Raw genomic sequence first — 25,522 nt, 5'->3', positions numbered from 1 at the left:
AAACGTATGACGAAAGACGCGTTCGATCTGGTCATTGGTCTCGGGGTAACCGGGCGCTCCGTGATCCGTTATCTGACGGATCAGGGCATGCCCGTGCGCGCCCTGGACACCCGGGAAGCTCCCGCCGGGCTGGATGAACTGCGCGCCGAATATCCCAAGCTCAAAATCCACACCGGAGGTTTCAAGAACGGCTGGATGAAGCGGGCCCGGCGGCTGATCGTCAGCCCCGGCGTGGCGGTCTCCACGCCGGCCATCGCCGAGCAGGCCGCCGAGGGCAAGGAAGTGATCGGCGACATCGAACTGTTCGCCCGCGCCGCCAGTCGACCGCTGGTGGCGATCACCGGTTCCAACGCCAAGAGCACCGTGGTTACGCTGCTGGGCGAAGTGGCGCGGGCCTGCGACGCGCGCCCGGGCGTGGGAGGCAATCTGGGTGTGCCGGCCCTGGACCTGCTACGCGAGGAGGCGGGGTTGTTCGTGTTGGAACTGTCCAGCTTCCAGCTTGAGACCACCTACAGCCTCAACGCCCAGGTGGCCAGCATTCTCAATGTGTCCCAGGACCACCTGGACCGCTACGCCGGGTTTGGCGATTACCTGGCCGCCAAGCAGCGTATTTACGACGGCTGCCAGGTGGCGGTGTGGAACCGTGATGACCTGGCCACCCGGCCGCAGAACCCGGCGCCCCGGGAGGTGACCTTTGGCAGTCACCCCGAGGCGCATTACCGTCTGGACACCGAGCAGCAGGCGCTGACCCGCCAGGGCGAGGTACTGGTGCGCCTGAACGAACTGGCGCTTACCGGCCACCACAACGCCATGAACGTGCTGGCGGTGCTGGCGATGAGCGATGCGCTGGGTTTCCCCCGCGACCTGACGCTGGCCACGGTGAAATCGTTCCAGGGCCTGCCGCACCGCTGTCAGCAGGTGGCGGAGGCCGGTGAGGTGCGCTGGATCAACGATTCCAAGGCCACCAATGTGGGTGCCACGCTGGCCGCGCTCACCGGCATTGGCGAGGCGATTCCGGGCAAGGTGATCCTGATCGCCGGCGGTCAGGGCAAGGGGCAGGATTTCTCGCCCCTGGGCGAGCCGGCTCGCCAGTACCTGCGTGCCGCGCTGCTGCTTGGCCAGGACGCGGATAAGGTCGCCGACGGCCTGTCCGGGGTGCCCTGCGAGCGGGTGGCGGACATGGTCGCCGCCGTGGAGCGGGCCCGCAAGCTGGCCCAGCCCGGTGATGCGGTGCTGCTGTCGCCGGCCTGCGCCTCGTTCGATCTGTACAGCGGCTACGTGGCTCGTGGCGATCACTTCGCCGACCTGGCCAGGGAGGTGACCGGTGGCTAACCCCCTGATGTCTCTGCGTCAGCCCGGCCTGGACCGCCCCCTGCTGTGGACGGTGGCGCTGCTGTCACTGGCCGGCCTGGTGATCGTCACCTCGGCGTCGTTGCAGATCGCCGAGACGCGCCTGGGTAACCCTTTCTACTATGGCGTGCGCCATGGTCTTTATCTGCTGGCCAGCGTCGGCGTGGGCCTGTTCGTGTACTGCTGCGTGCCGTTGGCGCTGTTGGAAAAAATGCGCTTCGTCACTCTACCGGTGGCGATGGTGGCCCTGGTGCTGGTGTTCGTGCCCGGCCTGGGTCGGGAAGTGAATGGCTCCACCCGCTGGATCGCCCTGCCGGGGCTCACCATCCAGGCCTCGGAAGTGGTCAAGCTGTGCTTCGTGCTCTACCTGGCCGGCTATATCGCTCAGCACAAGGCCGCTCTGGAGAAAAACTGGAAGGCGTTTCTGATTCCGCTCGGCGTGCTTGGCGTGCTGACCTTCATGTTGCTGTTGCAACCGGACTTCGGTGCCGTGGTGGTGTTGGGCATTACCGCCATGGGCATGTTGTTCCTGGCCGGCGTGCCGACCCTGCGATTCCTGCTGATTGGTCTGGTGGCCGTGTCCTTGGCGGCGGTGGTGGCCCTGGCCGAACCTTACCGGGTGGCGCGGTTGATGAGTTTCACCGACCCCTGGGCCGACCAGTACGGCGCCGGCTACCAGCTCACCCAGAGCCTGATCGCCTTCGGTCGCGGCCATTTCCTGGGCGTGGGGCTGGGCAACAGTGTGCAGAAACTTTTCTACCTGCCCGAAGCGCATACCGACTTCGTATTCGCGGTGCTGGCCGAGGAATGGGGCCTGATCGGCGTGCTGGCCATGCTGGGCGGCTTCGCGGTATTGGGCTGGCGGGTGTTTCTGATCGGCCGTGGCCTGGAGGAGCGGGGTTTCCTGTATCACGCCTATCTGGTGTACGGCTGCGCGCTGGTGTTCTGCGCTCAGGCTTTCATCAACGTGGGCGTGAACATGGGGGTGCTGCCCACCAAGGGGCTGACCCTGCCGTTCGTCAGCTACGGCGGCTCATCCCTGCTGATCTCGGCGGCCATGATCGGGCTGGTGCTGCGCGCCGGCGCCGAGCAAACCCGCCTCAAGGCCAGGGGGAGGGCGAAATCATGACCGGGACGGTTCTGATCATGGCCGGCGGCACCGGCGGCCACGTGTTCCCCGCGCTGGCGGTGGCCCGCGAACTGGCCGATGCCGGTTACCGCATTCTCTGGCTGGGCGCTGAAGGCGGCATGGAGACCCGGCTGGTGCCCAAGCACGGTTTCGAAGTGGCCACCCTGGGGGTGGGACGGCTGCGTGGCGGCGGGCTCAAGCGCAAGGTGCTCGGCCCACTGCAGCTGTTGCGTGCTCTGTGGCAGGCACGGCGCCTGATTCGTCGGGTGAAGCCGGTGCTGGCGGTGGGCTTTGGCGGTTTCGTCAGCGCCCCGGGCGGCCTGGCCGCGCGGCTTGCCGGCGTGCCCCTGGTGATCCACGAACAGAACGCCGTGCCCGGCCTCACCAACCGCATGCTGGCGCGCTTTGCCCAGGAGGCCCTGGAGGGCTTCGAGGGTGCCTTGGTGGGTGGCGTCTGGGTGGGCAACCCGGTGCGCGCGGAAATTGCCGGTCTGCCGTCGCCTGACGAACGCTACGAACAGCGCCGGGGCCCTCTGAGGGTGCTGGTGCTGGGTGGCAGTCAGGGCGCGCTGGCGCTCAACCAGGATCTGCCGGAGTTGCTGATGGCGGCGTTGGGCAGCCATCTGGAAGTGCGCCACCAGTGCGGCGCCGGTCGCGAGGAAGAGGCGGCGCCGGTGTACAAGGCGCTGGGACTGAATGCACGGGTCAGCGAATTCATCGACGACATGGCCGAGGCCTACGCCTGGGCGGATCTGGTGGTATGCCGGGCCGGTGCCCTGACCGTGGCGGAGGTGGCCGCCGCCGGAGTGGCGGCCCTGTTCGTGCCCTTGCCGACCGCGGTGGATGACCACCAGACGCTGAATGCGCGCTGGCTGGTGGATCGCGGCGCGGCCTTGATGATGGCCCAGCGAGACATGAACGCCGGTGCCCTGGCGCGCAGCCTGGCCGGCATGACGGAACGGGACGCCCTGGCGCAGATCGCGCGCCGCGCCCGCCAACTGGCGGTGCCGGACAGCGCCGCGCGGGTGGCGAAACTGTGTGAGGAGGTGGCCCATGGCGATTAAACATACCGTGCCGGAGATGCGCCGCATCCGTGGTATCCACTTCGTGGGTATCGGCGGCGCCGGCATGTGCGGCATCGCCGAGGTGCTGGCCAACCAGGGCTATGCGGTAAGTGGCAGTGATATCAAGGAATCACCGGTGGTGGCTCGCCTGCGCGAACTGGGCGTGCGGGTGGATATTGGTCATCGCGCGGAGAACATCGAGGATGCCGACGTGGTGGTGACCTCCACGGCGGTGAATACCGACAACGTGGAAGTGGCCGCCGCCCACGAGCGCCGGGTGCCGGTGGTGCCGCGGGCGGAAATGCTCGCCGAGCTGATGCGCTTCCGTCATGGCATCGCCGTGGCCGGAACCCATGGCAAGACCACCACCACCTCCATGGTGGCGTCGATTCTGGCGGAAGCCGGGCTGGACCCGACCTTCGTGATTGGCGGTCGCCTCAACAGCGCCGGTGCCAATGCGCGCCTGGGGCAGAGCCGTTACCTGGTGGCCGAGGCGGATGAATCCGATGCCAGTTTCCTGCATCTGCAGCCGATGAGCGCCATCGTCACCAACATCGACGCCGACCACATGCATACCTATGGCGGTGATTTCGCGCAGTTGGAAAACACCTTCATCGAGTTCCTCCACAACCTGCCTTTCTATGGCGTGGCGGTGATGTGCGTGGACGATCCGGTGGTGCGTAAGTTGCTGCCCCGGGTCAATCGCCAGGTGATTCGATACGGTTTTAGCGACGATGCCGACCTGCGCGCCGAGAACCTCACCCAGGACGGCATGAGCACCACCTTCCGGGTAGTGCGTACCGAGGGCGAACCGTTGCAGATCACCCTCAACATGCCCGGTCGCCACAACGTGCTCAATGCCCTGGCGGCAATCGCCGTGGCCGCCGACGAAGGCGCCGACGACGATGCCATCGTGCGCGGGCTGAGTGGCTTCGGTGGTGTCGGCCGGCGCTTCGACGTGCTTGGTGAATACCCCTGCGCCGACGGCGGCAGCGCCACCCTGGTGGACGACTACGGTCATCATCCCCGCGAGGTGGCGGCGACCATCGCCGCGATCCGCGAGGGCTGGCCAGAGCGGCGGTTGGTGATGCTGTTCCAACCGCACCGTTACACCCGTACCCGGGATCTCTACGAGGATTTCGTCGATGTGCTCGGGGATGTGGATCAATTGCTGATGCTGGAGGTCTATGGGGCCGGCGAAGCGCCGATCCCCGGTGCCGACAGCCGCGCGCTGATGCGCAGCCTGCGCCAGCGGGCCCGGGTTGAGCCGGTGTATGTGGACGATCCCGCCAAGCTGCCGGGTTTGCTGGATACCATTCTTCGCGACGGTGATCTGCTGGTGACCCAGGGCGCCGGCAACGTGGGCGCCATCGCCCGGGAACTGGCGGAACAGGTGAAAGGGCAAGTGAAAGGAGAACCGGATCGTGGTTAATCGCCTGGACAGCGCAATGAAGCAGCGTCTGGCCCGTATCGGTCGGGTGGCGGTGTTGGCCGGCGGTGATTCCGCCGAGCGCTCGGTATCGCTGAAGAGCGGCGCCGCGGTGCACCAGGCGTTGCGCCAGTTGGGCCTGATCGCCGAGCTGGTGGACCCGGCGGACACCGGCGTCGCCACCCTCAAGGGGTTCGACGTGGCCTTTGTCGCCCTGCATGGCCGTGGCGGCGAGGATGGCGTGATCCAGGGCGTGCTCGATCATCTGGCCGTGCCGTACACCGGCTCCGGGGTCATGGCCTCGGCGATCGGCATGGACAAGGTGCGCACCAAGCAGCTTTGGAAAGGCGCCGGTCTGCCGACCCCGGATTTTTACGTGGACGGTGTGTCCGAGGCGCCGGCGGCGATGGGTTTCCCGCGCATGGTGAAGCCCTCCCACGAGGGTTCCTCCATCGGCATGGCCAAGGTGGACAACGAGACGGAACTGGCCGCCGCCCTGGCTGAAGCACGCCGCTATGACAGCGAAGTACTGGTGGAAGCCTGGGTTAACGGCCCGGAATACACGGTGGCGGTGGTCGGCGATCAGGCGCTGCCCGCGATCCGGTTGCGCACGCCCCATGCCTTTTATGACTTCGAGGCCAAATACCAGTCCGACACCACCGAGTATCTGTGCCCGGCGGGCCTGGATGACGCTGATGAGCAGGCCTTGCGCGAGCTGTCGTTGCGCGCCTTCCGGGTAGTGGGCTGCCAGGGCTGGGGCCGGGTCGACGTGATGCGCGACGAGCAGGGCCGCTGGCAGCTGCTGGAAGTGAACACCGTGCCCGGCATGACCGATCACAGCCTGGTGCCGATGGCCGCCAAGGCCGCCGGTGACGACTTCGCCACCCTGGTGGCGCGCATCCTTCTGGAGGCGGTGGACCGGTTCGCCGCCGACCGTGACAGGGAGCAACGGACGTGACACGCCAACACGCCGCCAAGCGCCCGGTGACCAAGCGGGGCGCGCGCAACACGGTACCGCAGCGCGGTGCCCGCCGCCGCGTCGCCAAACCGCAGCGTGCGCCGCTGCGCGAGCGGCTGGCGGCGGCGCTGCCCGGGGTGCTGGCGTCACTGGTGGCGGCGGTGCTGGTGGCCGGGGTGATCTGGCTGCCCCGGGTGCTGGATCACTATCCGATCCGCAAAGTGGGCGTGGATGGCGTTACCGATGTGCGCCGGCAGCAGCAGGTGCAAACCGCCCTGGCGGCTCTGGTGCGCGACGCCAACTATTTTTCGGCGCCGCTGGAAGATATCTACCAGCGCGCCGCCAGTCTGAGCTGGGTGTCCGATGTGTCGGTGCGCCGGCAGTGGCCGGACACGGTCAAACTGGTGATCACCGAGCGTGAGCCGGTGGCGGTGTGGAACGACACCGTGCTGGTGTCGCGTAACGGCGAGCCGTTCAAGGCGCTGAAACAGTACGACCTGACCGGTCTGCCGCGACTCAACGGGCCGGACCAGCGACTGGAGGCGGTGATGGGCTTCTACCACAGCATGAGCAAGCTGTTGCGGGAAGTAGGGTTGGGCATCGAGCGGATGGAAGTGAACGCGCGGCTCACCGCCCGGCTGACCCTGGACAACCAGATGCAGGTGGTGGTGGACCGGGAAAATTACGTGGGTAAGTTACGCCGCTTCACGCGGCTCTACCGTGGCGTGCTGAGCAGCGACAGTCGCGGAGTGGCCCGGGTCGACCTGCGCTATGCCGATGGCATCGCGGTGACCTGGCGGGATCAAAAGGCATGAGCAAACAGAGGACGTACCTCTAATGGCGAACGCAGTGGACAACATGATCGTGGGCCTCGACATCGGCACCTCCAAGGTGGTGGCCATCGTCGGCCAGGTCACCGAGGAGGGCACCGTGGAGGTGGTGGGCCTCGGCTCCCAGCCGTCGCGGGGGATGAAGAAGGGTGTGGTGGTGGACATCGAGGCCACCGTGCGCTCGATCCAGCGTGCCGTGGAAGAAGCGGAGCTGATGGCTGGCTGCCAGATCCATTCGGTGTACGCGGGCATCGCCGGCTCCCATGTGCGCAGCCTCAATTCCCACGGCATCGTGGCGATCCGTGATCGGGAAGTGACCCAGGCGGACATCGACCGGGTGATCGACGCGGCCCAGGCGGTGGCGATCCCGGCGGACCAGAAGACCCTGCATGTGCTGCCCCAGGAATACGTGGTGGACAACCAGGAAGGGGTGCGCGAGCCGGTGGGCATGAGCGGCGTGCGGCTGGAAGCCAAGGTGCACCTGGTGACCTGCGCGGTGAACGCCGCCCAGAACATCGAGAAGTGCGTGCGCCGCTGCGGTCTGGAGGTGGAGGACATCATCCTCGAGCAACTGGCCAGCGCGCACTCCACCCTCACCGAGGACGAACGCGAGCTGGGTGTGTGCATCGTCGACATCGGCGGCGGCACCACCGACATCGCCATTTTCACCGAAGGGGCGATCCGCCACACGGCGAACATCCCGATCGCCGGCGACCAGGTCACCAACGACATCGCCATGGCGCTGCGCACCCCCAAGCAGCACGCCGATGAGATCAAGATCAAGTACGCCTGCGCGCTGACCCAACTGGCCGGCGCCGACGAGACCATCAAGGTGCCCAGTGTCGGTGACCGGCCGCCGCGCACCCTCAGCCGCCAGAACCTGGCCGAGGTGGTGGAGCCGCGCTACGACGAGCTGTTCACCCTGATTCAGGCGGAAATCCGCCGCTCCGGGTTCGAGGACATGATCCCCGGCGGCATCGTGCTCACCGGCGGCTCCTCGAAGATCGAGGGCGCGGTGGAACTGGCGGAAGAGATATTCCACATGCCGGTGCGGCTGGGTACGCCCCAGGGCGTGGCGGGCCTCACCGACGTGGTGCGCAACCCGATTTATTCCACCTCCGTGGGCCTGCTGCTGTACGGCCACCGGATGGAGAAGGAAGGACGCAGCCCGCGGGCCCAGGCCGGCGGCGGCGAAGTGAACTGGATGGAACGCTTCAAGAAGTGGTTCCAGGGCAATTTATGATGAAGACGCGGGCACGCAACACGCCAGCACGCAACACGCTGAATCGGAGTGGTTTTCGCGTGTTGCGTGGAGCATGCAAGCGTGCAAGCGGCTTAGAGGTTTCAAACCCGTCCGGGTGGTCCGGTCGGGATTGGAAAAAGCAGTAAACAGGGAAGCATTAACGGGAGATCAACCATGCAATTCAAACTTGAAGATTCCGTACCCCATGGCGCGGTGATCAAAGTAGTGGGTGTCGGTGGTGGTGGCGGTAACGCCGTGGACCACATGGTGCGCTCAAACGTGGAAGGCGTGGATTTCATCTGCGCCAATACCGACGCGCAGGCTTTGCGCAACTCCTCGGCCAAGACCGTGATCCAGCTCGGCAGCCAGGTCACCAAGGGCCTGGGTGCCGGCGCCAACCCGGACATCGGTCGGCAATCCGCTCTGGAAGACCGTGAGCGCATCGCCGAGCTGCTGGACGGCGCCGACATGGTGTTCGTCACCGCCGGCATGGGTGGCGGCACCGGTACCGGCGCGGCGCCGGTGGTGGCCGAGATTGCCAAGGAACTGGGTATCCTCACCGTGGCGGTGGTTACCAAGCCGTTCCCGTTCGAGGGCAAAAAGCGCATGCGCTCCGCCCAGGAAGGCATCGAGGCGCTCAAGGAGCACGTTCACTCCCTGATCACCATTCCCAATGAGAAGCTGCAGTCGGTGCTGGGCGGCTCCACCACCCTGCTGGACGCCTTCAAGGCGGCCAACGAGGTGCTGCAGGGCGCGGTCAAGGGCATTGCCGACCTGATCGTGCGTCCCGGGATGATCAACGTGGACTTCGCCGACGTGCGCACCGTGATGAGCGAGCTGGGCACCGCGATGATGGGCACCGGCGTGGCCAGCGGCGACAATCGTGCCGCCGAGGCGGCCCAGGCGGCGATTTCCAGCCCGTTGCTGGAGGACGTGGACCTGCGCGGCGCCCGTGGCATCCTGATCAACATCACCGCCAACGAGTCCATCGCCCTGGACGAATTCTCCGAGGTGGGTGATATCGTCAGCGAGCTGGCCAGCGAGGACGCCAACGTGATCATCGGCACGGCCATCGATCCGGATATGGGTGACAATATCAGCGTGACCGTGGTCGCCACCGGGCTGGGCGCCGCCCAACAGGAACTGAAGGTGGTGCGTGGGCGTCAAACCCCCGTCGGCGCTGACGGTCGGGTGGATTACAATGACCTGGACCGCCCCGCCGTGGAGCGTAAACGCGCCCAGCAGCAGGCCGCGGGTGGCGGTCGGCAGGCGGTGAACACCGCGGAAGACCTCGATTTTATCGATATTCCGACCTTCCTCCGCCGTCAGGCTGACTGACGGCGGCGGATACGTGGTGCGAAAAGGGGATTTTTGCTATCATCGCCCCCTTATTTCGCGTTGAGGATGGACGTATCCTCGCGGATACCGGCAATTTTGTGACGGATCAATGATCAGACAACGAACCCTCAAGAACGTCATCCGCGCCACCGGCGTGGGTTTGCACACCGGTGAAAAAGTTTATCTCACGGTGCGTCCGGCACCGGCGGACACGGGCATCGTGTTCCGGCGGGTGGACCTGGATCCGGTGGTGGAGATTTCCACCGGCGCCGAGAACGTGGGCGAGACCACCCTGTCCACCACCCTGGTGAAGGATGGCGTCAAGGTGGGGACCGTCGAGCATCTGCTCTCGGCCATGGCTGGTCTGGGGATCGATAACGCCTACGTGGAGTTGTCGGCGCCGGAAGTGCCGATCATGGACGGCAGCGCCGGTCCCTTCGTGTTCCTGTTGCAGTCCGCGGGTATTCGGGAGCAGGAAGCCGCCAAGAAGTTCGTGCGGATCAAGAAGGAAGTCACCGTTCGCGAGGGCGACAAGGTGGCCACCTTCGTACCGTTCGACGGCTTCAAGGTGACGTTCTCCATCGAATTCGACCACCCGGTGTTCGAAGAGCGCAACCAACTGGCCAGCATCGATTTTTCCTCCACGTCCTTCGTGAAGGAAGTGGCGCGGGCCCGGACCTTCGGGTTCATGCGCGACATCGAGTTCCTGCGCAGCCAGAATCTGGCGCTCGGCGGCAGCGTGGATAACGCTATCGTGGTGGACGAGTTCCGTATCCTCAACGAGGACGGGCTTCGCTATGACGACGAATTCGTCAAGCACAAGATGCTGGACGCCATCGGCGACCTGTATCAGCTTGGCCACAGCCTGATTGGCGAATTCGTGGGCCATAAATCGGGCCATGCCCTGAATAACGCCCTGCTGCGTGAGTTGCTCAAGCAGGAGGACGCCTGGGAACTGGTCACGTTCGAGGACGCGGATACCGCGCCGATCTCCTACGTGAAACCGATCATGGCCGCGGAGTAACCGCGCCACTTGTATCGCCGCGATGGATCGCGGTGGATGCCTCCCTGTGCGCCCCGGTCGTCTCCCGCGACCGGGGCGCTCTCGTTTACGGCGGTGCGGTTCACCGCGGGAGCGGCTTCAGCCGCCATCAGCCCGCCCGGCCAGCCGCCGCAGCGCCGCCGCCAGATCCGCGTCCTCTATATAGTCCGCGGCCTGACGCAGATGCGCGGCGCTGCTGGCATCCAGCACCGGCCCCGCGTCGGCCTGGGCCGGCTTCGAGGTCGCGATACCCACCTCCCTCTTACCGGTGACCACGATCTTCAAATCACCGCCCGGTGGCAGGGCCCGTCGCAGGCGGGGCAGGTGAAAGCGCAGCAGCTGGGCGGTGGCGCTGGTTGCCACCAGGGCCAGCCAGCGATGTTCGGCCTCCACCAGGCGTACCCTGTCGCGCAGGGCCGGTGGCAGGCAGTCACGAGGGTCCTCGGCGGGTGCCGGACCATGGGCGCGGGCTGCCCGCGCCAAGCGCGCCAATCCCGGCGTGGCGCGGATCAGGCCCTGGAGTTCATCGGGCAGGGTTTTCTTGCTCATGCCAAATCCTTACGCTACCCTGCGATTGTAAAAATATTTTAAGGAACCCTTGATCAATCCGTAAAAGCCCGCTTACACGCGGAGCCCGGGGCCTTTTGCGACCCGGATTATCGGACGTCCTTATCACCATGAACATCATATTGTTGAACAGCAAGCGGGGCCACTCCCGCACCTTTTCGCTGCCGCGCTTCCTGCCGCTGATCGCGCTGGGCGTGCTGGTGGCGTTGCCGGTGCTGGTGGGCGTGGGGGCCTACTGGATCAGCTACCGTGTGGCGCCGCCGTCCTACACCGACGCCGTCGCGGAACGCTTTCAGGACAATCTGCGGGTTCAGGCCGACGAAGTGGCCGAGCTCAAACGCCTCAGCGAGGAACAGATTCGCGCCCTGACCCTGAAGCTGGCGGACGCCCAGGCCCGGCTTACCCGACTTGATGCCCTGGGGGAGCGGCTGGTGGATGTGGCCGGCATCGACAGCGATGAATTTGATTTCGGCGCCGATCTGGCCGTGGGTGGCCCGGAACCGGCGGAGAGTAGTGCCTTCACGCCGCCGTCCTTCATGGCCGAGCTGGAGTCTCTCACCACCACCCTGGAACGCCGCGAGCAGCAGTTGAACATTCTCGAGAACCTGCTTGCCAACCGTCATCTGCAGAATGAGACCTTCCTGGCTGGTCGCCCCATCGCGCAGGGCTGGATGTCCAGCCGCTTCGGTCGTCGCACGGACCCGTTCAGCGGCAAGCTGGCCTGGCACGAGGGCGTGGATTTCGCCGGCAAGGACGGTTCCGACATCGTCGCCACCGCCGCCGGCGTGGTGACCTACGCCGGCAAACGAACCGGCTATGGTCGTCTGGTGGAGATCAATCACGGCAACGGCATCAGTACCCGCTACGGCCACGCCAAGGAAGTACTGGTGGAGGTGGGGGATATCGTGCGCACCGGCGACGTGGTTGCCAAAATGGGGTCCAGCGGCCGCTCCACCGGCCCACACGTGCATTACGAAGTGCTCAAGAACGGCCGTCAGGTCAATCCGCACCCCTATATCTACCGCGCCCGCCGCTGATGGGGGAGCGGGTTGATCGCGGCTGAAGCCGCTCATACCGCATCCTGAGCACCGTAGGAGCGGCTTCAGCCGCGATTCCCGGCCCTTGAATAGTCGCCCCCCGCACCTTATCTCCCTGGTCTATTGTGTTTAGAATGGCATCCTTTCGCCCCACCCATTGATCGGAAACGGACGTTTCATGCTGGCTACCATCGTCAAGAAAGTCTTCGGGACCAAGAATGACCGCGAGCTCAAGCGGATCAGCCGCCTGGTGGCGTCGGTGAACGCCCACGGCGACGAAATGGCGCAACTGGACGATGCGGCGCTCCAGGCCAAGACCGCCGAGTTCAGAGCCGCCTACGCCGACGGCAAGACGCTGGACGAGTTGCTGCCCCAGGCCTTCGCCGTGGCGCGGGAAGCGGCCACGCGGGTGATGGGCATGCGACACTTCGATGTCCAGTTGATGGGGGGGATCGCGTTGCATGAGGGGCGCATCGCCGAGATGCGCACCGGCGAGGGCAAGACCCTGACCGCCACCCTGCCCACCTACCTGAACGCGCTCACCGGCAAGGGTGTGCACGTGGTGACGGTGAATGACTATCTGGCCGAGCGTGACGCCAACTGGATGCGCCCGTTGTATGAGTTTCTGGGCCTGAGCGTGGGGGTGATCTTCTCCCAACAGCCCCAGGAGCAGAAACGCGAGGCCTATGGCTGCGACGTCACCTACGGCACCAACAACGAATTCGGTTTTGACTACCTGCGCGACAACATGGCCTTCCGGCTGGAAGATCGGGTGCAGCGTCCGCTTTACTTCGCCATTGTCGACGAGGTCGACTCAATCCTGATCGACGAGGCGCGCACGCCTCTGATCATCTCGGGCCCGGCGGCGGATTCCTCCGAGCTGTACAAGCAGATGAACGTGCTGATCCCGAAACTCAAGGCGCAGACCGAAGAGGATGAGGGCCACTATTTCATCGACGAGAAGCAGCGTCAGGTGGAGCTCACCGAGGAAGGCCACCAGTTGATCGAATCGCTGCTGGTGGACAATAAGCTGCTGGAGGAGGGCGAGAGCCTTTACGCCGCCCACAATCTGAATCTGCTGCACCACGTGCACGCCGCGCTCAAGGCCCACGCCCTGTTCCATAAGGATCGTGAGTACGTGGTGCAGAACGGGCAGATCGTGATCGTTGACGAGCACACTGGCCGCACCATGCCGGGCCGGCGCTGGTCCGAGGGTATCCACCAGGCGGTGGAAGCCAAGGAAGGGGTGCGCATCCAGCAGGAGAACCAGACCCTGGCCTCCACCACCTTCCAGAACTATTTCCGTCTTTACGAGAAACTGGCCGGCATGACCGGTACCGCCGACACCGAGGCGGTGGAGTTCCGGCAGATTTACGGCATGGACGTGGTGGTTATTCCCACCAACCGGCCCATGGTCCGCAAGGATGCCAACGATCTGGTCTACCTGACCCTGCAGGAGAAGTTCGACGCCATCGTCGAGGCAATCCGCGACTGCGTGGAGCGGGGTGCCCCGGTACTGGTGGGGACCGCCACCATCGAAGCATCCGAATACCTGGCGCAGCGGCTCACCAAGGACAAGATCAAACACCAGGTGCTGAACGCCAAGCAGCACCAGCGGGAGGCGCAGATCATCGCCCAGGCGGGTCGCCCCGGGACCGTGACCATCGCCACCAACATGGCGGGCCGCGGTACCGACATCATGCTCGGCGGCAACCCCGAGGAAGAGATCAAGCACATGGAGGAGCCTTCCGAGGAGCTGGCGGAAAAGATCCGCTCCGAGTGGGAGGAGAACCACAAGAAGGTGCTGGAGGCCGGCGGCCTGCACATCATTGGCACCGAGCGCCACGAATCCCGCCGCATCGACAACCAGTTGCGAGGCCGTGCCGGTCGTCAGGGCGACCCGGGCTACACCCGTTTCTTCCTGTCCATGGAAGATGATCTGATGCGCATCTTCGCTTCCGACCGGGTGCGCAACATGATGCGCTCCCTCGGGCTCAAGGATGGTGAAGCCATCGAGCACCGCTGGGTAACCCGCGCGATCGAAAACGCCCAGCGCAAGGTGGAAGCCCGCAACTTCGATATCCGTAAGAATCTGCTCGAATACGACAATGTCGCCAACGATCAGCGCAAGGTGGTTTATAGCCAGCGCGAGCAGATTCTGGAAAGCGAGGATCTGTCCTCTTCCGTGGAAAGCATCCGTCGCGACGTGATTCCCGAGGTGGTACACAGCTACATGCCACCGGGTTCCGTGGAAGACCAGTGGGACGTGGAGGGCCTGGAAAAGACCCTGTACGCGGAGTACGGCTGTGACGTGCCGCTGCGTCACTGGCTGGAGGACGATAAGAACCTGCACATCGAAGGCATTACCGAGCGTGTCATTGAGCGCATGGAGCAGCTCTACGAGGGTAAACGCGCCGAGATCGGTGAAGACACGCTGCGCCAGATCGAGAAGCATCTGATGCTGCAGATCCTCGACCGGCACTGGAAAGAACACCTGGCGAGCATGGATCACCTGCGGCAGGGCATCCACCTGCGTGGTTACGCGCAGAAGAACCCCAAACAGGAATACAAGAAGGAAGCCTTCGAGCTGTTCCAGACCATGCTTAACCAGATTCAGCATGAACTGATCCGTGTTCTGCACAGCTTCGAGGTACGCCGCGACGATGAGGTGGAACGTCTGGAGGCCCAGCGCCGCGAGGAAGCCCGCGAGCAGGCCGAGAAGATGAACGCCCGGCAGGAACAACTGGCGGCACCCACCGCCGACGAAAGCACCGGTGGCGCCGCGCCGCCTTCACGGCAGCCGGAGAAGCCGCGCACCGTGGTGCGTGAAGGCCGCAAGGTGGGCCGTAACGAGCCGTGTCCGTGCGGCTCCGGCAAGAAATACAAGCAGTGTTGCGGGAAGCTGGAATCCTGATCATGACGCAGACGCAGTGGTTTCCGGTGGCCGGCGTCAAGCTGGCCGCCGTCGAGGCGGGCATCAAGAAAGCCAATCGCAAGGACCTGGTGGTGGTCGAGGTGGCCGAAGGCGCCCGGGTGGCCGGGGTGTTCACCACCAACCGTTTCCAGGCCGCACCGGTGCGCGTGGCGCGTAGGAACCTGGCCGAGGCCGCGCCCCGCTATCTGATGATCAACACCGGCTACGCCAACGCCGGCACCGGTGACAAGGGTTTCGCTTACTGCGAGGAAACCTGCCTGCTGCTGTCGGAGCTGGCTCACTGCCCGCCGGCGGCGGTGCTGCCATTCTCCACCGGGGTAATTGGCCAGACCTTTCCCATGAAGCCGTTCGAGGAAGGGCTTCCCAAGGCCCTGGGCGCGCTTGACGAGCACGGCTGGGGCCGTGCCGCGGAAGGCATCATGACCACCGATACGGTGCCCAAGGTAGCCAGTCGACGCATCGAGCTGGGTGGCGACACCGTCACCGTTACCGGCATGGCGAAGGGGGCCGGCATGATCAAGCCGAACATGGCCACCATGCTGGGCTTCATCGCCACCGACGCCAAGGTGGCCAAGCCGTTGCTGGACCAGTGGGTCAAGCAGTTGGCGGATGCCTCCTTCAACCGCATTACCGTGGACGGCGATACCTCCACCAATGACGCCTGCATGCTGATCGCCTCCGGCCAGGTGGGTGAGGAAATTGATGACGGTGACGACCGCCCGGCGGTGCTGCTTTACCAGGCGCTGGAAGCGGTGTTCGTGGAATTGGCCCAGGCACTGATCCGCGACGCGGAAGGCGCCACCAAGTTCGTCTCCATCGAAGTATCCGGCGCGTGCAGCGACCAGGATGCCCAGCTCGTGGCGGAAACCATCGGCCACTCGCCGTTGGTGAAGACGGCCCTGTTCGCCTCCGACCCGAACTGGGGACGTATCCTTGCCGCCGTGGGGCGTGCTCCCATTGAGCGTTTGGATGTGGAGAAAGTGGCGGTGTGGCTGGATGACGTGCAGATCGTCGCCGAGGGTGGTGTCGCCGACAGCTATACCGAAGAGCAGGGCGCGCGGGTCATGGCGCAGCCGGACATCACCATCCGCGTGGACCTGGGAGCCGGTGATGGCCGGGGCCAGGTGTGGACCTGCGATTTCAGCTACGACTATGTGAAGATCAACGCCGAATACCGGACCTGACGCGGATGTCGTCCCCCCTCGCCGAAATCGTCGTCGTCGCGGCGATCATCCCGGACGGCGACGACCGTCTCTGCCTCAGTCGCCGCCCGGAGCACAAGCACCAGGGTGGCCTCTGGGAATTCCCCGGCGGCAAGGTGGAGGCCGGCGAAGCCCTGGACCACGCCCTGGCCCGGGAGCTTCATGAGGAGCTGGGCCTGGACGGCGTCCGCTCGACGCCTTTTCTTACCGTCCGTCATCGCTACCCGGATCTGGCGGTGACCCTGCATTTCCGCGAAGTGACCGCTTACAGTGGTGTCGCTCACGGTCGCGAAGGCCAGCCCGTGGAGTGGGTGCCCCGAAGCGAGCTTTCCGCCCGTGCCTTCCCGGAGGCTAACCGACCGGTGGCGGTGGCGCTGCAATTACCAGCGGAGTGGGTAATTCCGCCGCAAGACCTGGACGAAGCCGATGTCATCGAGGGGCTGGCGCGTTTGGACCCGGCGCGCCAGGGCGTTTATCTGCGCGGCTGGAGTGACCGCCCGGCGGTGACCGCGGCCTGCCGCGCCCGGGGATTGCGGTTCTGGATTCGCGACGACGCCGGGGCGGCCCGCCGGGAAGGAGCGTTCGGACTTCATCTCAGCGGCGAGGGGCTGACGCGGGCGGAACGGGATGGGGCGCCGACCTTCGGCGGTCTGCTGTCGGTGGCCTGCCATGACGCCGCGCAAATCGAGCGGGCTATGGCCTTGGGAGCGGATATGGCCACCCTGTCGCCGGTGCGCGCCACGCCCACCCATCCGGAAGCGGCACCCCTGGGCTGGGAAGGCTTGGCCGATCTGATCGCGGGCAACCCGCTGGTGTTCTATGCCCTCGGCGGCGTCGGCCCGGGCGACCTGGCCACTGCCCGCGCCCATGGCGCTTACGGGGTGGCGGGTATTCGCGGCTTCTGGCCCGCTCCCACCGATCTGTAGGAGCGGTCGTTCGACCGCGATTACCGGAAACGCCGCATCGGGGTCGAACGACCCTCCCTACGACAGATCGTCCAGGTCGTCCGTCGGTGCATCCGGGTCACCGGGAATGCCGTGGCGCTCCGACGCCCAATCCCCCAGATCAATCAGTTTGCAACGTTCGCTGCAGAACGGCCGCCAGGGATTGTCATCCCAACGGGTGGGCTTCTTGCATTGTGGGCAGGGGTAAATCCGAGTGGGTTTATCCGGCATGATGTTCCGCGAGTTTCAGATATTTTTGATGCAGGTGCTCAAGCTGATCGTGGAGCAGAGGTAACGGGCCGTGGTTTTCCACCACGTCATGGGCCTGGGCACGGCGCCGCTCCCGCGCCATCTGCGCCCGCATGATCGCCGCCACCTGCTCCTTGGGCACCTGGTCACGGGCGATGGTGCGCGCCACCTGTACCTCCGGCGGCGCATCGATCACCAGGATCCGATGGGTCATGTCCTTTTGCGAACCTTCCAGCAACAGAGGTGACACCAGCACCGTATAAGGCGTGCGGCTACCCCTGATCTGACGGCGCAACTCGTCGCCGATGGCCGGGTGCGTGATTGCCTCCAGATCGCGGCGCGCGGCCTCGTCACTGAACACGATCTCACGCAGCGCACGGCGGTTCAAAGTGCCGTCGTCCTGGAGTACCGGCTGGCCGAAACGGTCGACAATGGCGTCCAGGGCCGGTTGTCCCGGCTCCACCACCACCCGGGAGGCGAGATCCGCGTCCACCACGGTTATGCCGCGCCTTGCGAGATAGTCCGTGGCCGCGGTCTTGCCGCTACCAATACCACCGGTCAGGCCCACTACGAACATAATCGCTCCTTGGAAAGCGGAAGACGATACAGGATGCAGGGTACAGGATACAGGGGCGAATCGTGTGCGCGAGTCGGGCGCTTGATCGCGGCTGAAGCCGCTCCTACGGCACTCTTGTCGCGGTAGGGCTCCGCTTTAGCCGCGATCACCCACGCTGCTAAAGCGCGAACAGCCCCAGATAGGAGCTGACGATCTCCTCGCCCCACAGAAGCGCGATCCAGCCAGCAATGGCCAGATACGGCCCGAACGGGATGCCCTGATCACGTTTGACGCTACCGGAGGCCATCATGGAGAGCGCGAATACCAGCCCCACCAGCGACGAAAGCAGAATCACCAGTGGCAGGAACTGCCAGCCCAGCCAGGCCCCCAGCGCGGCGAGCAGTTTGAAATCGCCGTAGCCCATGCCCTCCTTGCCGGTGAGCAACTTGAACACCCAATACAGGCTCCACAGGGACAGGTACCCGGCCATGGCGCCGATCACCGCGTCCGGCAAGGACACCGGCGATACTCCCAGCAACGAGGCCAGCAGGCCCGCCCAGAGCAGGGGATAGGTGAGATCATCGGGCAGCAGCGTGGTATCAAGATCGATCACCGCCAAAGCCAGCAGCGTGAAGCTGGCCCCCAGGGTGAACAGCAACCAGGGGCCATAGCCAAAGCGCCAGGCACACAGGGCCGCCACCAGGGCGGTGAGCAGCTCGATAATCGGATAGCGCTTGCTGATCGCGGCGCCACACTGGCTGCAACGGCCTTTCAGGAGCAGCCAGCTCAGCACGGGAATGTTTTCATGCCAGCGGATGCCATGGCCGCACTTGGGGCAGCGCGACCGTGGCACCACCAGGTTGAACGCCGGCTCGTCCTCCGCCGGCTGCTCCAGCAGTTCGCGGGCCTCGCGGCGCCAGCCCGCTTCCATCATGCGTGGCACCCGGTGGATCACCACGTTCAGAAAGCTGCCCACCAGCAGCCCGAACAACGCGCAGACGGTGATCAGGGCGACCGGATAAGCCGCCAGCGGCTCCATTACCCCCATGCCTTACACTACCTGGCCGAGCTGGAAGATGGGCAGGTACATGGCGATGATCAAGCCGCCGATCAGCACGCCGAGCACGGCCATGATCAAGGGTTCCAGCATACTGGTCAGACCATCCACCATATTGTCCACTTCATCCTCGTAGTAGGTCGCCACCTTGGCCAGCATGGCGTCCAGGGAACCGGATTCCTCACCGATGGCGGTCATCTGCAGCGCCATGGCGGGAAACACCCCGGTGGCGCGCATGGCGAACTGTAACTGCTGGCCGGTGGCCACGTCTTCCTTCACCTGCAACACCGCCTTGCGATACACCACGTTGCCAGTGGCCCCGGCACAGGCGTCCAGCGCCTCGATCAGGGGAACGCCGGCGGCGAAGGTGGTGGACAGCGTCCGCGCGAAGCGGGCCACCGTGGCTTTGTGGGTAATGGGGCCGATGATCGGCAGCCGCAATAGCAGGCGGTCCACCGCGTCGTGGAAGCCCTTGGAGCGCTTGCGGCCCTCCACGAAGCCGAAAATCAACCCCGCCGTGATAAGAAGAATGGGAAGGAAGTTGGCTTGCAGTCCTTCGGATAGCCCGATCACGAATTGAGTGAAGGCGGGTAATTCGGCGCCGAACCCCTGAAACAGTTCCTGGAAGGTGGGTACCACCTTCACCAGCAAAATGCCGGTGACGATCACCGCCACCACGACGACCGCGATGGGGTATTTCACCGCCTTCTTGATCTTGGCCTTCAGAGCCTCGGTCTTTTCCTTGTAGAGTGCCACCCGGTCGAGCATGGTTTCCAGGGAGCCGGAGGCCTCGCCGGATTCGATCAGGCTGCAGTAGAGATCGTCGAACAGGCGTGGATGCTGGCGCAGGGCGCCGGCGAAATTGTTACCGCCTTCCACATCCGTTTTAAGGCGCATCACCACGTCGCGCATGGATGGATTGTCCAGGCCGTCGGCAACGATCTCAAAGGCCTGCACCAAGGGCACCCCGGCTTTCATCATGGTGGCCATCTGCCGGGTGAAGAGGGCGATATCGGCGGGCTTGATTTTCTTCTTGCCGCCCAGAATGGAAATTTCCCGCTTCTTGACCACCTTTTTGGCCTGGATGCCCTGCTTGCGCAGCTCGGCGCGCACCAGGGCCGGGCCTTTGCCGGAGATTTCCCCCTTTACGCGGGTACCCTTGCGATCGATCCCCTCGTAGGTGAACGTGGCCGTTTTTTCTTGAGCCGCTGTTTTCGCCATAATGCTTGTCCCCGCCGTCGCCGTCAGTGGCCGCTGGTCACGCGGCTCACCTCCTCAAGACTGGTGACGCCCTGCATGACCTTGACCAGGCCGGAACGGTACAAATCGTTGAACCCCTCTTTGCGGCATTGATCGCCGATCTGGATGGAATTCCCTTCCTCCATGATGATCCGGCTGATGCCATCGGTAATACGGACGACCTCGTAAATCCCCACGCGCCCCTTGTAGCCGCCCCGACACTTGTCGCATCCCTCGGCGTGGGGCGCGTACACAGTAAAACCGGTTTGCAGGTCGGCGTCCGTGAAACCCATCTCAAGCAATGACTGCTCCGGCACGTCCACCGTCTCCTTGCAGTGCTCGCATAACCGCCGCGCCAGACGCTGAGCGATGATCAGGATCACCGAGGTAGCGATGTTAAACGACGGCACGCCCATATTGCGTAAACGGGTCAGCGTCTCCGGCGCACTGTTGGTGTGAAGGGTGGAAAGCACCAGGTGACCGGTTTGCGCCGCCTTCACGGCGATTTCCGCGGTCTCCAGGTCACGGATCTCGCCGACCAGCACCACGTCCGGGTCCTGACGCAGAAAAGCCCGCAACGCGGTGGCGAAATCCATACCCTGCTTGGGGTTCACGTTGACCTGGTTGATGCCCTCCAGGTTGATCTCCACCGGGTCCTCCGCCGTGGAAATATTACGCTCCGGCGTATTGAGGATATTCACCCCGGTGTACAGAGACACCGTCTTACCGGAGCCGGTGGGGCCGGTCACCAGAATCATGCCCTGGGGCTTTTCGAGCGCGTCCAGATACATCTGCTTCTGCTCCGGCTCATAGCCCAGGGCGTCGATGCCCATCTTGGCGCTCTCCGGATCCAGAATCCGCAGTACGATTTTCTCCCCGAACAGGGTTGGGCAGGTATTCACCCGGAAATCGATGGCCCGAGTCTTGGAAATCTTCAGTTTGATGCGCCCGTCCTGGGGCACCCGCCGCTCGGAAATATCCAGCCGCGCCATTACCTTCAAGCGCGCCGCCAGCTTGCTGGCGATATTCACCGGCGGCTTCGACACCGTTTGCAGAATGCCGTCCTGACGGAAGCGCACCCGGTAGGCCTTTTCATAGGGTTCGAAATGCAAATCCGAGGCGCCGCCCTTGATCGCGTCCAGCAGCAGCTTATTGACGAAGCGAACGATGGGCGCGTCATCCGAGCCGGAGCTGGCATCGTCGCCGCCGGACGGCGCCGTCTCGGTATCCGCGGTTTCCAGGTTATCCAGATCGTCATCCAGATCCTCGAACGCCTTGCCCTCCTGCTCGGATTCCAGCAGCTCGATCCGCCGGCGCAGCTTATCGTCCTCGACGATCACGGTCTCCACATTGAGACCGGTATTAAAGCGAATCTCTTCCAGAGCCGGCAGGTTGGTGGGGTCCGACACCGCCACGAACAGGCGGCTGCCACGGCGCAACAGTGGCAGGATGGTGTGTTTGGTGATCAGTTTCGGGTCCACCACGTCCTTGACCACGGAATCCCGCGCGATCGCGTCCAGATCCACGAGAGGGTCACCGAACTCTTCAGCGGCGGAGCGGGCCACCACCGCCGCCGATACACGACCCCCAGCCACCAGATGATGAACCAGCGCCACCCGCGCTTCCCGTGCCTCCGACGCAGCGGCCTGGGCCGCCTCCATGGAGAGGTGCCCTTCCTTCACCAAACGGCGGGCAAGGCCGCTCAAGGACGATACCGAATTAGTCATGGGTCATAGTCAGGACGATCATTGTGGTTATGAGAAGAAGGGCCTACCCCCGGAAAGAGATTGGCAGCCTTCCCCGGCCCTGTAAAGAGCGCTGAATCAGGCAGTTGGCGCAAACAGCTGCGACCGCTTCTTAAACTGACAAAGAAGGGCAGCTGGGCTGACGCAAGCTGTCACACGGTGACAAAAAAGGGCATGGGAACCGTATCACAAAAGCTCTGAAACAAGGGCAAACCGGGTGCTGCAAAACTTGGCCCAATAGCTGCATAAAAGGGGTGCAGGCGCTCGCCTCGGGGGTGAGCACACATAAAAAGTTTCCAGTGTGGAGAGACTGTTATGAAACAAGTGCAGAAGGGTTTTACTCTTATCGAACTGATGATCGTGGTCGCGATTATCGGTATTCTGGCGGCCGTGGCGATTCCTGCTTACCAGGATTACACCATCCGTTCGCAAGTTTCCGAGGGCCTGAATCTGGCGGCTGGCGCGAAAACTGCCGTGGCTGAGTACTACAACCAGAAAGGGGCTTTCCCAAGCACCAACGCGTCGGCAGGATTGGCTGATGCTGGTGATATTCAAGGCAGTTACGTCGACGAAGTGGATGCAGCTTATGGCACCGGCGGCGTTATTCAGGTCAAGTTCGGCAATGATGTCAACGCTAATATTGACCAATCAACCCTGCTTATTTCTGCTATCACTACGGCGGGTAGCATTAAGTGGAAATGTAAGACTGGCGGTTCCATCGACGAAAAGTATGTTCCCACTAGCTGTCGCAATTAATTAGAAGTTAGTCACGAAAAGCCCGCCGAAGGCGGGCTTTTTTATGGTTGGCATTATGACTCGTCAAACGGCCATTGCATTAGGCATTATTGCGCTTTTCTACTCAGCTCTTTCTGTCGCATGGGTGATATATCAGCCTGGGCTCACTGGCAGCTTCATTTTCGACGATCTAACAAACCTTGCGCCTTTGGGGGGCAATGCAGGGGTAGTGGATTGGCAGAGCTTTACTAATTACATAAGAAGTGGTTTCTCTGGACCAACAGGGAGGCCTCTATCATTGCTTAGCTTTTTGATAGATGCGAACAACTGGCCTGCTCCGCCTGAACCATTTAAAAGAACAAATATACTCCTCCATTTACTAAATGGTTGCCTCCTTTTTTGGTTGACGCATTTGCTGGTGTCCGTCATGGATGACGGATTGTCGTCAACAAAGAAAAAAATCGTTGCTTTGATCGTTGCCGCGCTATGGCTTTTCCATCCCTATCTCGTGTCAACGACATTGTATGTCGTCCAGCGGATGGCAATATTATCCACATTATTCGTTTTCTTCGGGTTGATAACCTGGCTGAAAGGCAGAATGCTGCTGGGCCAAAAACCAAGGCTGGCATACTGTTTGATGAGCTTGGGACTTTTTGTTTTTTCGGTATTGGCCGTCCTGTCAAAAGAGAACGGCGCGATTCTGCCTGCGTTGGCGCTAGCAATGGAATTTTTCCTGCTTAGGGATCTGAAAAACCTAAAGCGCCCGGCCATGCTTTGGCAGGCCACATTTTTGTTGCTTCCTACTTTAATTATCCTTTCTTACCTTGTGTACATTCCAATGAGGAATGGTCTTTTTTCTGATTATGTATCCAGGGACTTTTCTCCTTGGGAGAGGTTGCTTACGCAATTTAGAGTTCTTTGGATTTATATCTTTCATTGGTTTGTGCCTAAAATGACCACGACTGGCGTTTTCCATGACCAGATTTTGGTAAGCCAATCAATAATTAAGCCCTGGACAACTTTATTGTCGGTGATTGGGTGGTTAGGTACTATTTTTGTAATATGGAAGCTCAGAAGACGACTGCCTCTGCTTGCTATGTCGTTGTTCGTTTGGCTTGGAAGCGTTCTGATTGAGTCCAGCACCGTGGGCCTGGAAATGCTTTTTGAACACAGGATGTATATGGGGGGAGGGTTCCTATTTCTTCCTGCGGTGTATTATGGATCACTGTATGCAAAACCATGGAAGTTCACGATTTGCGGCGGTATAGCCCTGATGGTATTGGCTTCCTTCTGCTGGCGAGGGGCCATGCTTTGGGGGCATTACCCTACCATGATAATGGTTTGGGCTGAGAAAGCCCCTGATTCCGCCAGAGCCCAGATAGAGGTGGCGCGAATGCTGTATGAAACTGGGAATCATCTGCAGGCAGCGGCATGGCTGGACAGGGCGTCCCAGCGAATCCCCCAAGATTTTCCGTTAAGATTTAGTCAAATGCTGACCCGGTGTCGAACGGATCGGGTGAGCAAAGAAGATAGAGATGTTTTAGTTCAATTATCAAATAGCCAAAAATATTCGCATACATGGTTTAATTTAATGCAAAGGTCCATCGACTGGTCTTCAAAAGATAGCTGCATAGGGCTGTCTCCAGTTTTCGTTGGTGAGCTCTCCAAGAATTTTCTCGATCAGGGTCGTTATCCAAGTAATACACAGTCGTATGCACAGCTTACCTATTTGTTTGGAATTTCGCAGTTGTATGCTGGAAAAATAGATGTGTCTGTAGAGTATTTGAATGCCTCGGTATCGAGCCGGGAGGATGCTCAGAAATTAATGTCCTCGGCAGCTTACTTGGCCACGTTCGGGGTTTTGGGTAAGGCTTTGGAATACGCTGAGCGCGCGAAAAAAATCGTCGAATCAGGCAATCTACACGGCAGGGCGTTGGGGGAAGCTCCCCAGCTTTCTGACATCAATGTGTTTATAGAAGCAGTAAAAAAAGATGGAAAAGATAAGATTGAGCATCGTCATTCCGGCCAAAAATGAAGCAGAGGGCCTAGGCATACTTCTGCCAGAGCTTGTGGATTGGGCCGGATATGATGAATTGATAGTGGTCAGTGACGGATCATCAGATGCAACGGCTGAAGTTGCAAGGTCTTACGGGGCTAAAGTTATAGTTCACAATGAAAGCATGGGAAATGGAGCATCCATTAAGAATGGCTTTCGTGAGGCTACAGGCGAATGGGTTTTGTTCATGGACGGAGATGGCCAGCATCGGGTTGAAAGCGTCATTGCCATATTGCAGGAGATGAAGAAAGGAGAGGCGGCTATGGTGGTTGGGGCGCGATCTTCCGATGGGCAGGCCAGTAAATGGCGCCATCTGGCTAATGCGTTCTATAACCGCTTTGCCAGTTTCGTGACGGGGAACAAGATTCGAGATCTTACTTCGGGCCTCAGAATTGTTGTTGCCAGCCGTTTTTCTGAAGTGCTTGATTTGCTCCCTAATGGGTTTTCATATCCCACGACATCAACGATGGCTTTCATGAGGAGCGGTTATGTCGTGAGGTATGTTGGTGTTGATGTTTTAAAAAGAAAGGGAAGAAGTCATATCAGGGTTTTCAAGGACGGAATGCGATTTCTATTGATAATTTTTAAAGTCGCGACCCTGTACTCACCACTAAAAGTGTTTATCCCCATTTCCTCTTTGCTCTTTTTGCTTGGGCTGGTTCGTTATATTTACACCTATGCGACAATGGGTACCTTTACAAACATGTCCGCGCTTCTCATGGTGTCTGCTGTACAGGTTTTCCTCGTAGGGCTGGTTTCCGAGCAAATAACCGCACTGATGTATCAGGCGAAAAGTCGACGTTGAGGTCTGGCATGT

At 62.3% G+C, this 25,522-nt stretch carries 22 protein-coding genes; 16 read left to right on the top strand and 6 right to left on the bottom strand.

Going from position 1 to position 25,522, the window contains the following annotated elements; translation table 11 throughout:
• The first annotated feature begins 6 nt into the window (after window positions 1–6).
• From murD to lpxC, 9 genes are all read left to right on the top strand, one after another.
• Complete coding sequence (gene murD / locus JF515_RS14730; protein ID WP_203105214.1) at window positions 7–1,332, top strand: UDP-N-acetylmuramoyl-L-alanine--D-glutamate ligase; 1,326 nt, start codon at window positions 7–9, stop codon at window positions 1,330–1,332.
• A gap of 7 nt (window positions 1,333–1,339) precedes the next feature.
• Window positions 1,340–2,479, top strand: coding sequence for a putative lipid II flippase FtsW (gene ftsW, locus JF515_RS14725; protein ID WP_203105382.1), 1,140 nt, complete (start codon window positions 1,340–1,342; stop codon window positions 2,477–2,479).
• Complete coding sequence (gene murG / locus JF515_RS14720; RefSeq protein WP_203105213.1) at window positions 2,476–3,543, top strand: undecaprenyldiphospho-muramoylpentapeptide beta-N-acetylglucosaminyltransferase; 1,068 nt, start codon at window positions 2,476–2,478, stop codon at window positions 3,541–3,543. The genes ftsW and murG overlap by 4 nt, the downstream gene beginning before the upstream one ends.
• The gene (gene murC / locus JF515_RS14715; protein WP_203105212.1) at window positions 3,533–4,975 is read left to right on the top strand and encodes a UDP-N-acetylmuramate--L-alanine ligase; all 1,443 of its coding nucleotides are present in this window, start codon (window positions 3,533–3,535) and stop codon (window positions 4,973–4,975) included. The genes murG and murC overlap by 11 nt, the downstream gene beginning before the upstream one ends.
• 16 nt (window positions 4,976–4,991) lie before the next feature.
• Entirely contained in the window at window positions 4,992–5,930 is a 939-nt protein-coding gene (locus tag JF515_RS14710; RefSeq protein WP_410298865.1) for a D-alanine--D-alanine ligase, read from the top strand.
• Window positions 5,927–6,745, top strand: coding sequence for a cell division protein FtsQ/DivIB (locus JF515_RS14705; protein ID WP_338015229.1), 819 nt, complete (start codon window positions 5,927–5,929; stop codon window positions 6,743–6,745). The genes JF515_RS14710 and JF515_RS14705 overlap by 4 nt, the downstream gene beginning before the upstream one ends.
• Window positions 6,746–6,767: 22 nt before the next feature.
• Window positions 6,768–8,003: a cell division protein FtsA gene (ftsA, locus tag JF515_RS14700; RefSeq protein ID WP_203105211.1), complete on the top strand. Its 1,236-nt coding sequence runs from the start codon at window positions 6,768–6,770 to the stop codon at window positions 8,001–8,003.
• Window positions 8,004–8,177: 174 nt separating this feature from the next.
• On the top strand, window positions 8,178–9,341 hold the full coding sequence (ftsZ, locus tag JF515_RS14695; RefSeq protein WP_203105210.1) for a cell division protein FtsZ: 1,164 nt from the start codon (window positions 8,178–8,180) through the stop codon (window positions 9,339–9,341).
• 109 nt (window positions 9,342–9,450) lie between these two features.
• A complete protein-coding gene (lpxC, locus tag JF515_RS14690) occupies window positions 9,451–10,365 on the top strand; it encodes a UDP-3-O-acyl-N-acetylglucosamine deacetylase (RefSeq protein WP_203105209.1) in 915 nt (304 codons plus the stop codon).
• Between the two features lie 117 nt (window positions 10,366–10,482).
• Here the strand turns inward: lpxC and JF515_RS14685 are convergent, their stop codons facing one another.
• On the bottom strand, window positions 10,483–10,932 hold the full coding sequence (locus JF515_RS14685) for a hypothetical protein (RefSeq protein WP_203105208.1): 450 nt from the start codon (window positions 10,930–10,932) through the stop codon (window positions 10,483–10,485).
• A gap of 128 nt (window positions 10,933–11,060) precedes the next feature.
• On the opposite strand from JF515_RS14685, the gene JF515_RS14680 reads away from it, so the two are divergent.
• The 4 genes from JF515_RS14680 (at window position 11,061) to JF515_RS14665 (ending at window position 17,050) form a co-directional block, all read left to right on the top strand.
• Window positions 11,061–11,987, top strand: a complete 927-nt coding sequence (locus JF515_RS14680; RefSeq protein ID WP_203105207.1) for a M23 family metallopeptidase — start codon at window positions 11,061–11,063, stop codon at window positions 11,985–11,987.
• 178 nt (window positions 11,988–12,165) lie between these two features.
• Entirely contained in the window at window positions 12,166–14,901 is a 2,736-nt protein-coding gene (gene secA / locus JF515_RS14675; protein WP_203105206.1) for a preprotein translocase subunit SecA, read from the top strand.
• 2 nt (window positions 14,902–14,903) lie between these two features.
• Window positions 14,904–16,106: a bifunctional glutamate N-acetyltransferase/amino-acid acetyltransferase ArgJ gene (gene argJ / locus JF515_RS14670; RefSeq protein ID WP_203105205.1), complete on the top strand. Its 1,203-nt coding sequence runs from the start codon at window positions 14,904–14,906 to the stop codon at window positions 16,104–16,106.
• A 5-nt stretch (window positions 16,107–16,111) separates the two neighbouring features.
• Complete coding sequence (locus JF515_RS14665) at window positions 16,112–17,050, top strand: Nudix family hydrolase (protein WP_203105204.1); 939 nt, start codon at window positions 16,112–16,114, stop codon at window positions 17,048–17,050.
• 57 nt (window positions 17,051–17,107) lie between these two features.
• On the opposite strand, the gene JF515_RS14660 is transcribed toward JF515_RS14665, so the two are convergent.
• The 5 genes from JF515_RS14660 to pilB all read right to left on the bottom strand — a co-directional run bounded on the left by JF515_RS14660 (window position 17,108) and on the right by pilB (window position 21,896).
• Window positions 17,108–17,299: a DNA gyrase inhibitor YacG gene (locus JF515_RS14660; protein WP_203105203.1), complete on the bottom strand. Its 192-nt coding sequence runs from the start codon at window positions 17,297–17,299 to the stop codon at window positions 17,108–17,110.
• Entirely contained in the window at window positions 17,289–17,894 is a 606-nt protein-coding gene (gene coaE / locus JF515_RS14655) for a dephospho-CoA kinase (RefSeq protein WP_203105202.1), read from the bottom strand. The genes JF515_RS14660 and coaE overlap by 11 nt, the downstream gene beginning before the upstream one ends.
• Window positions 17,895–18,051: 157 nt before the next feature.
• The gene (locus tag JF515_RS14650) at window positions 18,052–18,921 is read right to left on the bottom strand and encodes a prepilin peptidase (RefSeq protein WP_203105201.1); all 870 of its coding nucleotides are present in this window, start codon (window positions 18,919–18,921) and stop codon (window positions 18,052–18,054) included.
• A 3-nt stretch (window positions 18,922–18,924) separates the two neighbouring features.
• Entirely contained in the window at window positions 18,925–20,151 is a 1,227-nt protein-coding gene (locus JF515_RS14645; protein WP_203105200.1) for a type II secretion system F family protein, read from the bottom strand.
• A gap of 23 nt (window positions 20,152–20,174) precedes the next feature.
• Entirely contained in the window at window positions 20,175–21,896 is a 1,722-nt protein-coding gene (gene pilB / locus JF515_RS14640) for a type IV-A pilus assembly ATPase PilB (protein ID WP_203105199.1), read from the bottom strand.
• A 333-nt stretch (window positions 21,897–22,229) separates the two neighbouring features.
• Between pilB and JF515_RS14635 the strand changes: the two genes are divergently transcribed.
• The 3 genes from JF515_RS14635 to JF515_RS14625 are packed head-to-tail and all read left to right on the top strand — an operon-like array spanning window position 22,230 to window position 25,510.
• On the top strand, window positions 22,230–22,670 hold the full coding sequence (locus JF515_RS14635) for a pilin (RefSeq protein WP_203105198.1): 441 nt from the start codon (window positions 22,230–22,232) through the stop codon (window positions 22,668–22,670).
• Window positions 22,671–22,713: 43 nt separating this feature from the next.
• On the top strand, window positions 22,714–24,684 hold the full coding sequence (locus JF515_RS14630) for a hypothetical protein (protein WP_203105197.1): 1,971 nt from the start codon (window positions 22,714–22,716) through the stop codon (window positions 24,682–24,684).
• Window positions 24,656–25,510, top strand: coding sequence for a glycosyltransferase family 2 protein (locus tag JF515_RS14625; RefSeq protein WP_238401089.1), 855 nt, complete (start codon window positions 24,656–24,658; stop codon window positions 25,508–25,510). The genes JF515_RS14630 and JF515_RS14625 overlap by 29 nt, the downstream gene beginning before the upstream one ends.
• Window positions 25,511–25,522: the final 12 nt, after the last annotated feature.

The sequence above is a fragment of the Alloalcanivorax marinus genome (genome assembly GCF_016785095.1).
In the GTDB taxonomy this organism is placed as follows: domain Bacteria; phylum Pseudomonadota; class Gammaproteobacteria; order Pseudomonadales; family Alcanivoracaceae; genus Alloalcanivorax; species Alloalcanivorax marinus_A.
Note: the sequence above shows the minus strand (reverse complement) of the source record. Positions and strands in the feature narration are given on the sequence as shown.

Bases quoted from the DNA above. Each gene is read 5' to 3' on its own strand.
- murD (WP_203105214.1), top strand. From the start codon at position 7: ATGACGAAAGACGCGTTCGATCTGGTCATTGGTCTCGGGGTAACCGGG.
- ftsW (WP_203105382.1), top strand. From the start codon at position 1,340: ATGTCTCTGCGTCAGCCCGGCCTGGACCGCCCCCTGCTGTGGACGGTG.
- murG (WP_203105213.1), top strand. From the start codon at position 2,476: ATGACCGGGACGGTTCTGATCATGGCCGGCGGCACCGGCGGCCACGTG.
- murC (WP_203105212.1), top strand. From the start codon at position 3,533: ATGGCGATTAAACATACCGTGCCGGAGATGCGCCGCATCCGTGGTATC.
- JF515_RS14710 (WP_410298865.1), top strand. From the start codon at position 4,992: ATGAAGCAGCGTCTGGCCCGTATCGGTCGGGTGGCGGTGTTGGCCGGC.
- ftsA (WP_203105211.1), top strand. From the start codon at position 6,768: ATGGCGAACGCAGTGGACAACATGATCGTGGGCCTCGACATCGGCACC.
- ftsZ (WP_203105210.1), top strand. From the start codon at position 8,178: ATGCAATTCAAACTTGAAGATTCCGTACCCCATGGCGCGGTGATCAAA.
- lpxC (WP_203105209.1), top strand. From the start codon at position 9,451: ATGATCAGACAACGAACCCTCAAGAACGTCATCCGCGCCACCGGCGTG.
- JF515_RS14685 (WP_203105208.1), bottom strand. From the start codon at position 10,932: ATGAGCAAGAAAACCCTGCCCGATGAACTCCAGGGCCTGATCCGCGCC.
- JF515_RS14680 (WP_203105207.1), top strand. From the start codon at position 11,061: ATGAACATCATATTGTTGAACAGCAAGCGGGGCCACTCCCGCACCTTT.
- secA (WP_203105206.1), top strand. From the start codon at position 12,166: ATGCTGGCTACCATCGTCAAGAAAGTCTTCGGGACCAAGAATGACCGC.
- argJ (WP_203105205.1), top strand. From the start codon at position 14,904: ATGACGCAGACGCAGTGGTTTCCGGTGGCCGGCGTCAAGCTGGCCGCC.
- JF515_RS14665 (WP_203105204.1), top strand. From the start codon at position 16,112: ATGTCGTCCCCCCTCGCCGAAATCGTCGTCGTCGCGGCGATCATCCCG.
- JF515_RS14660 (WP_203105203.1), bottom strand. From the start codon at position 17,299: ATGCCGGATAAACCCACTCGGATTTACCCCTGCCCACAATGCAAGAAG.
- coaE (WP_203105202.1), bottom strand. From the start codon at position 17,894: ATGTTCGTAGTGGGCCTGACCGGTGGTATTGGTAGCGGCAAGACCGCG.
- JF515_RS14650 (WP_203105201.1), bottom strand. From the start codon at position 18,921: ATGGGGGTAATGGAGCCGCTGGCGGCTTATCCGGTCGCCCTGATCACC.
- JF515_RS14645 (WP_203105200.1), bottom strand. From the start codon at position 20,151: ATGGCGAAAACAGCGGCTCAAGAAAAAACGGCCACGTTCACCTACGAG.
- pilB (WP_203105199.1), bottom strand. From the start codon at position 21,896: ATGACTAATTCGGTATCGTCCTTGAGCGGCCTTGCCCGCCGTTTGGTG.
- JF515_RS14635 (WP_203105198.1), top strand. From the start codon at position 22,230: ATGAAACAAGTGCAGAAGGGTTTTACTCTTATCGAACTGATGATCGTG.
- JF515_RS14630 (WP_203105197.1), top strand. From the start codon at position 22,714: ATGGTTGGCATTATGACTCGTCAAACGGCCATTGCATTAGGCATTATT.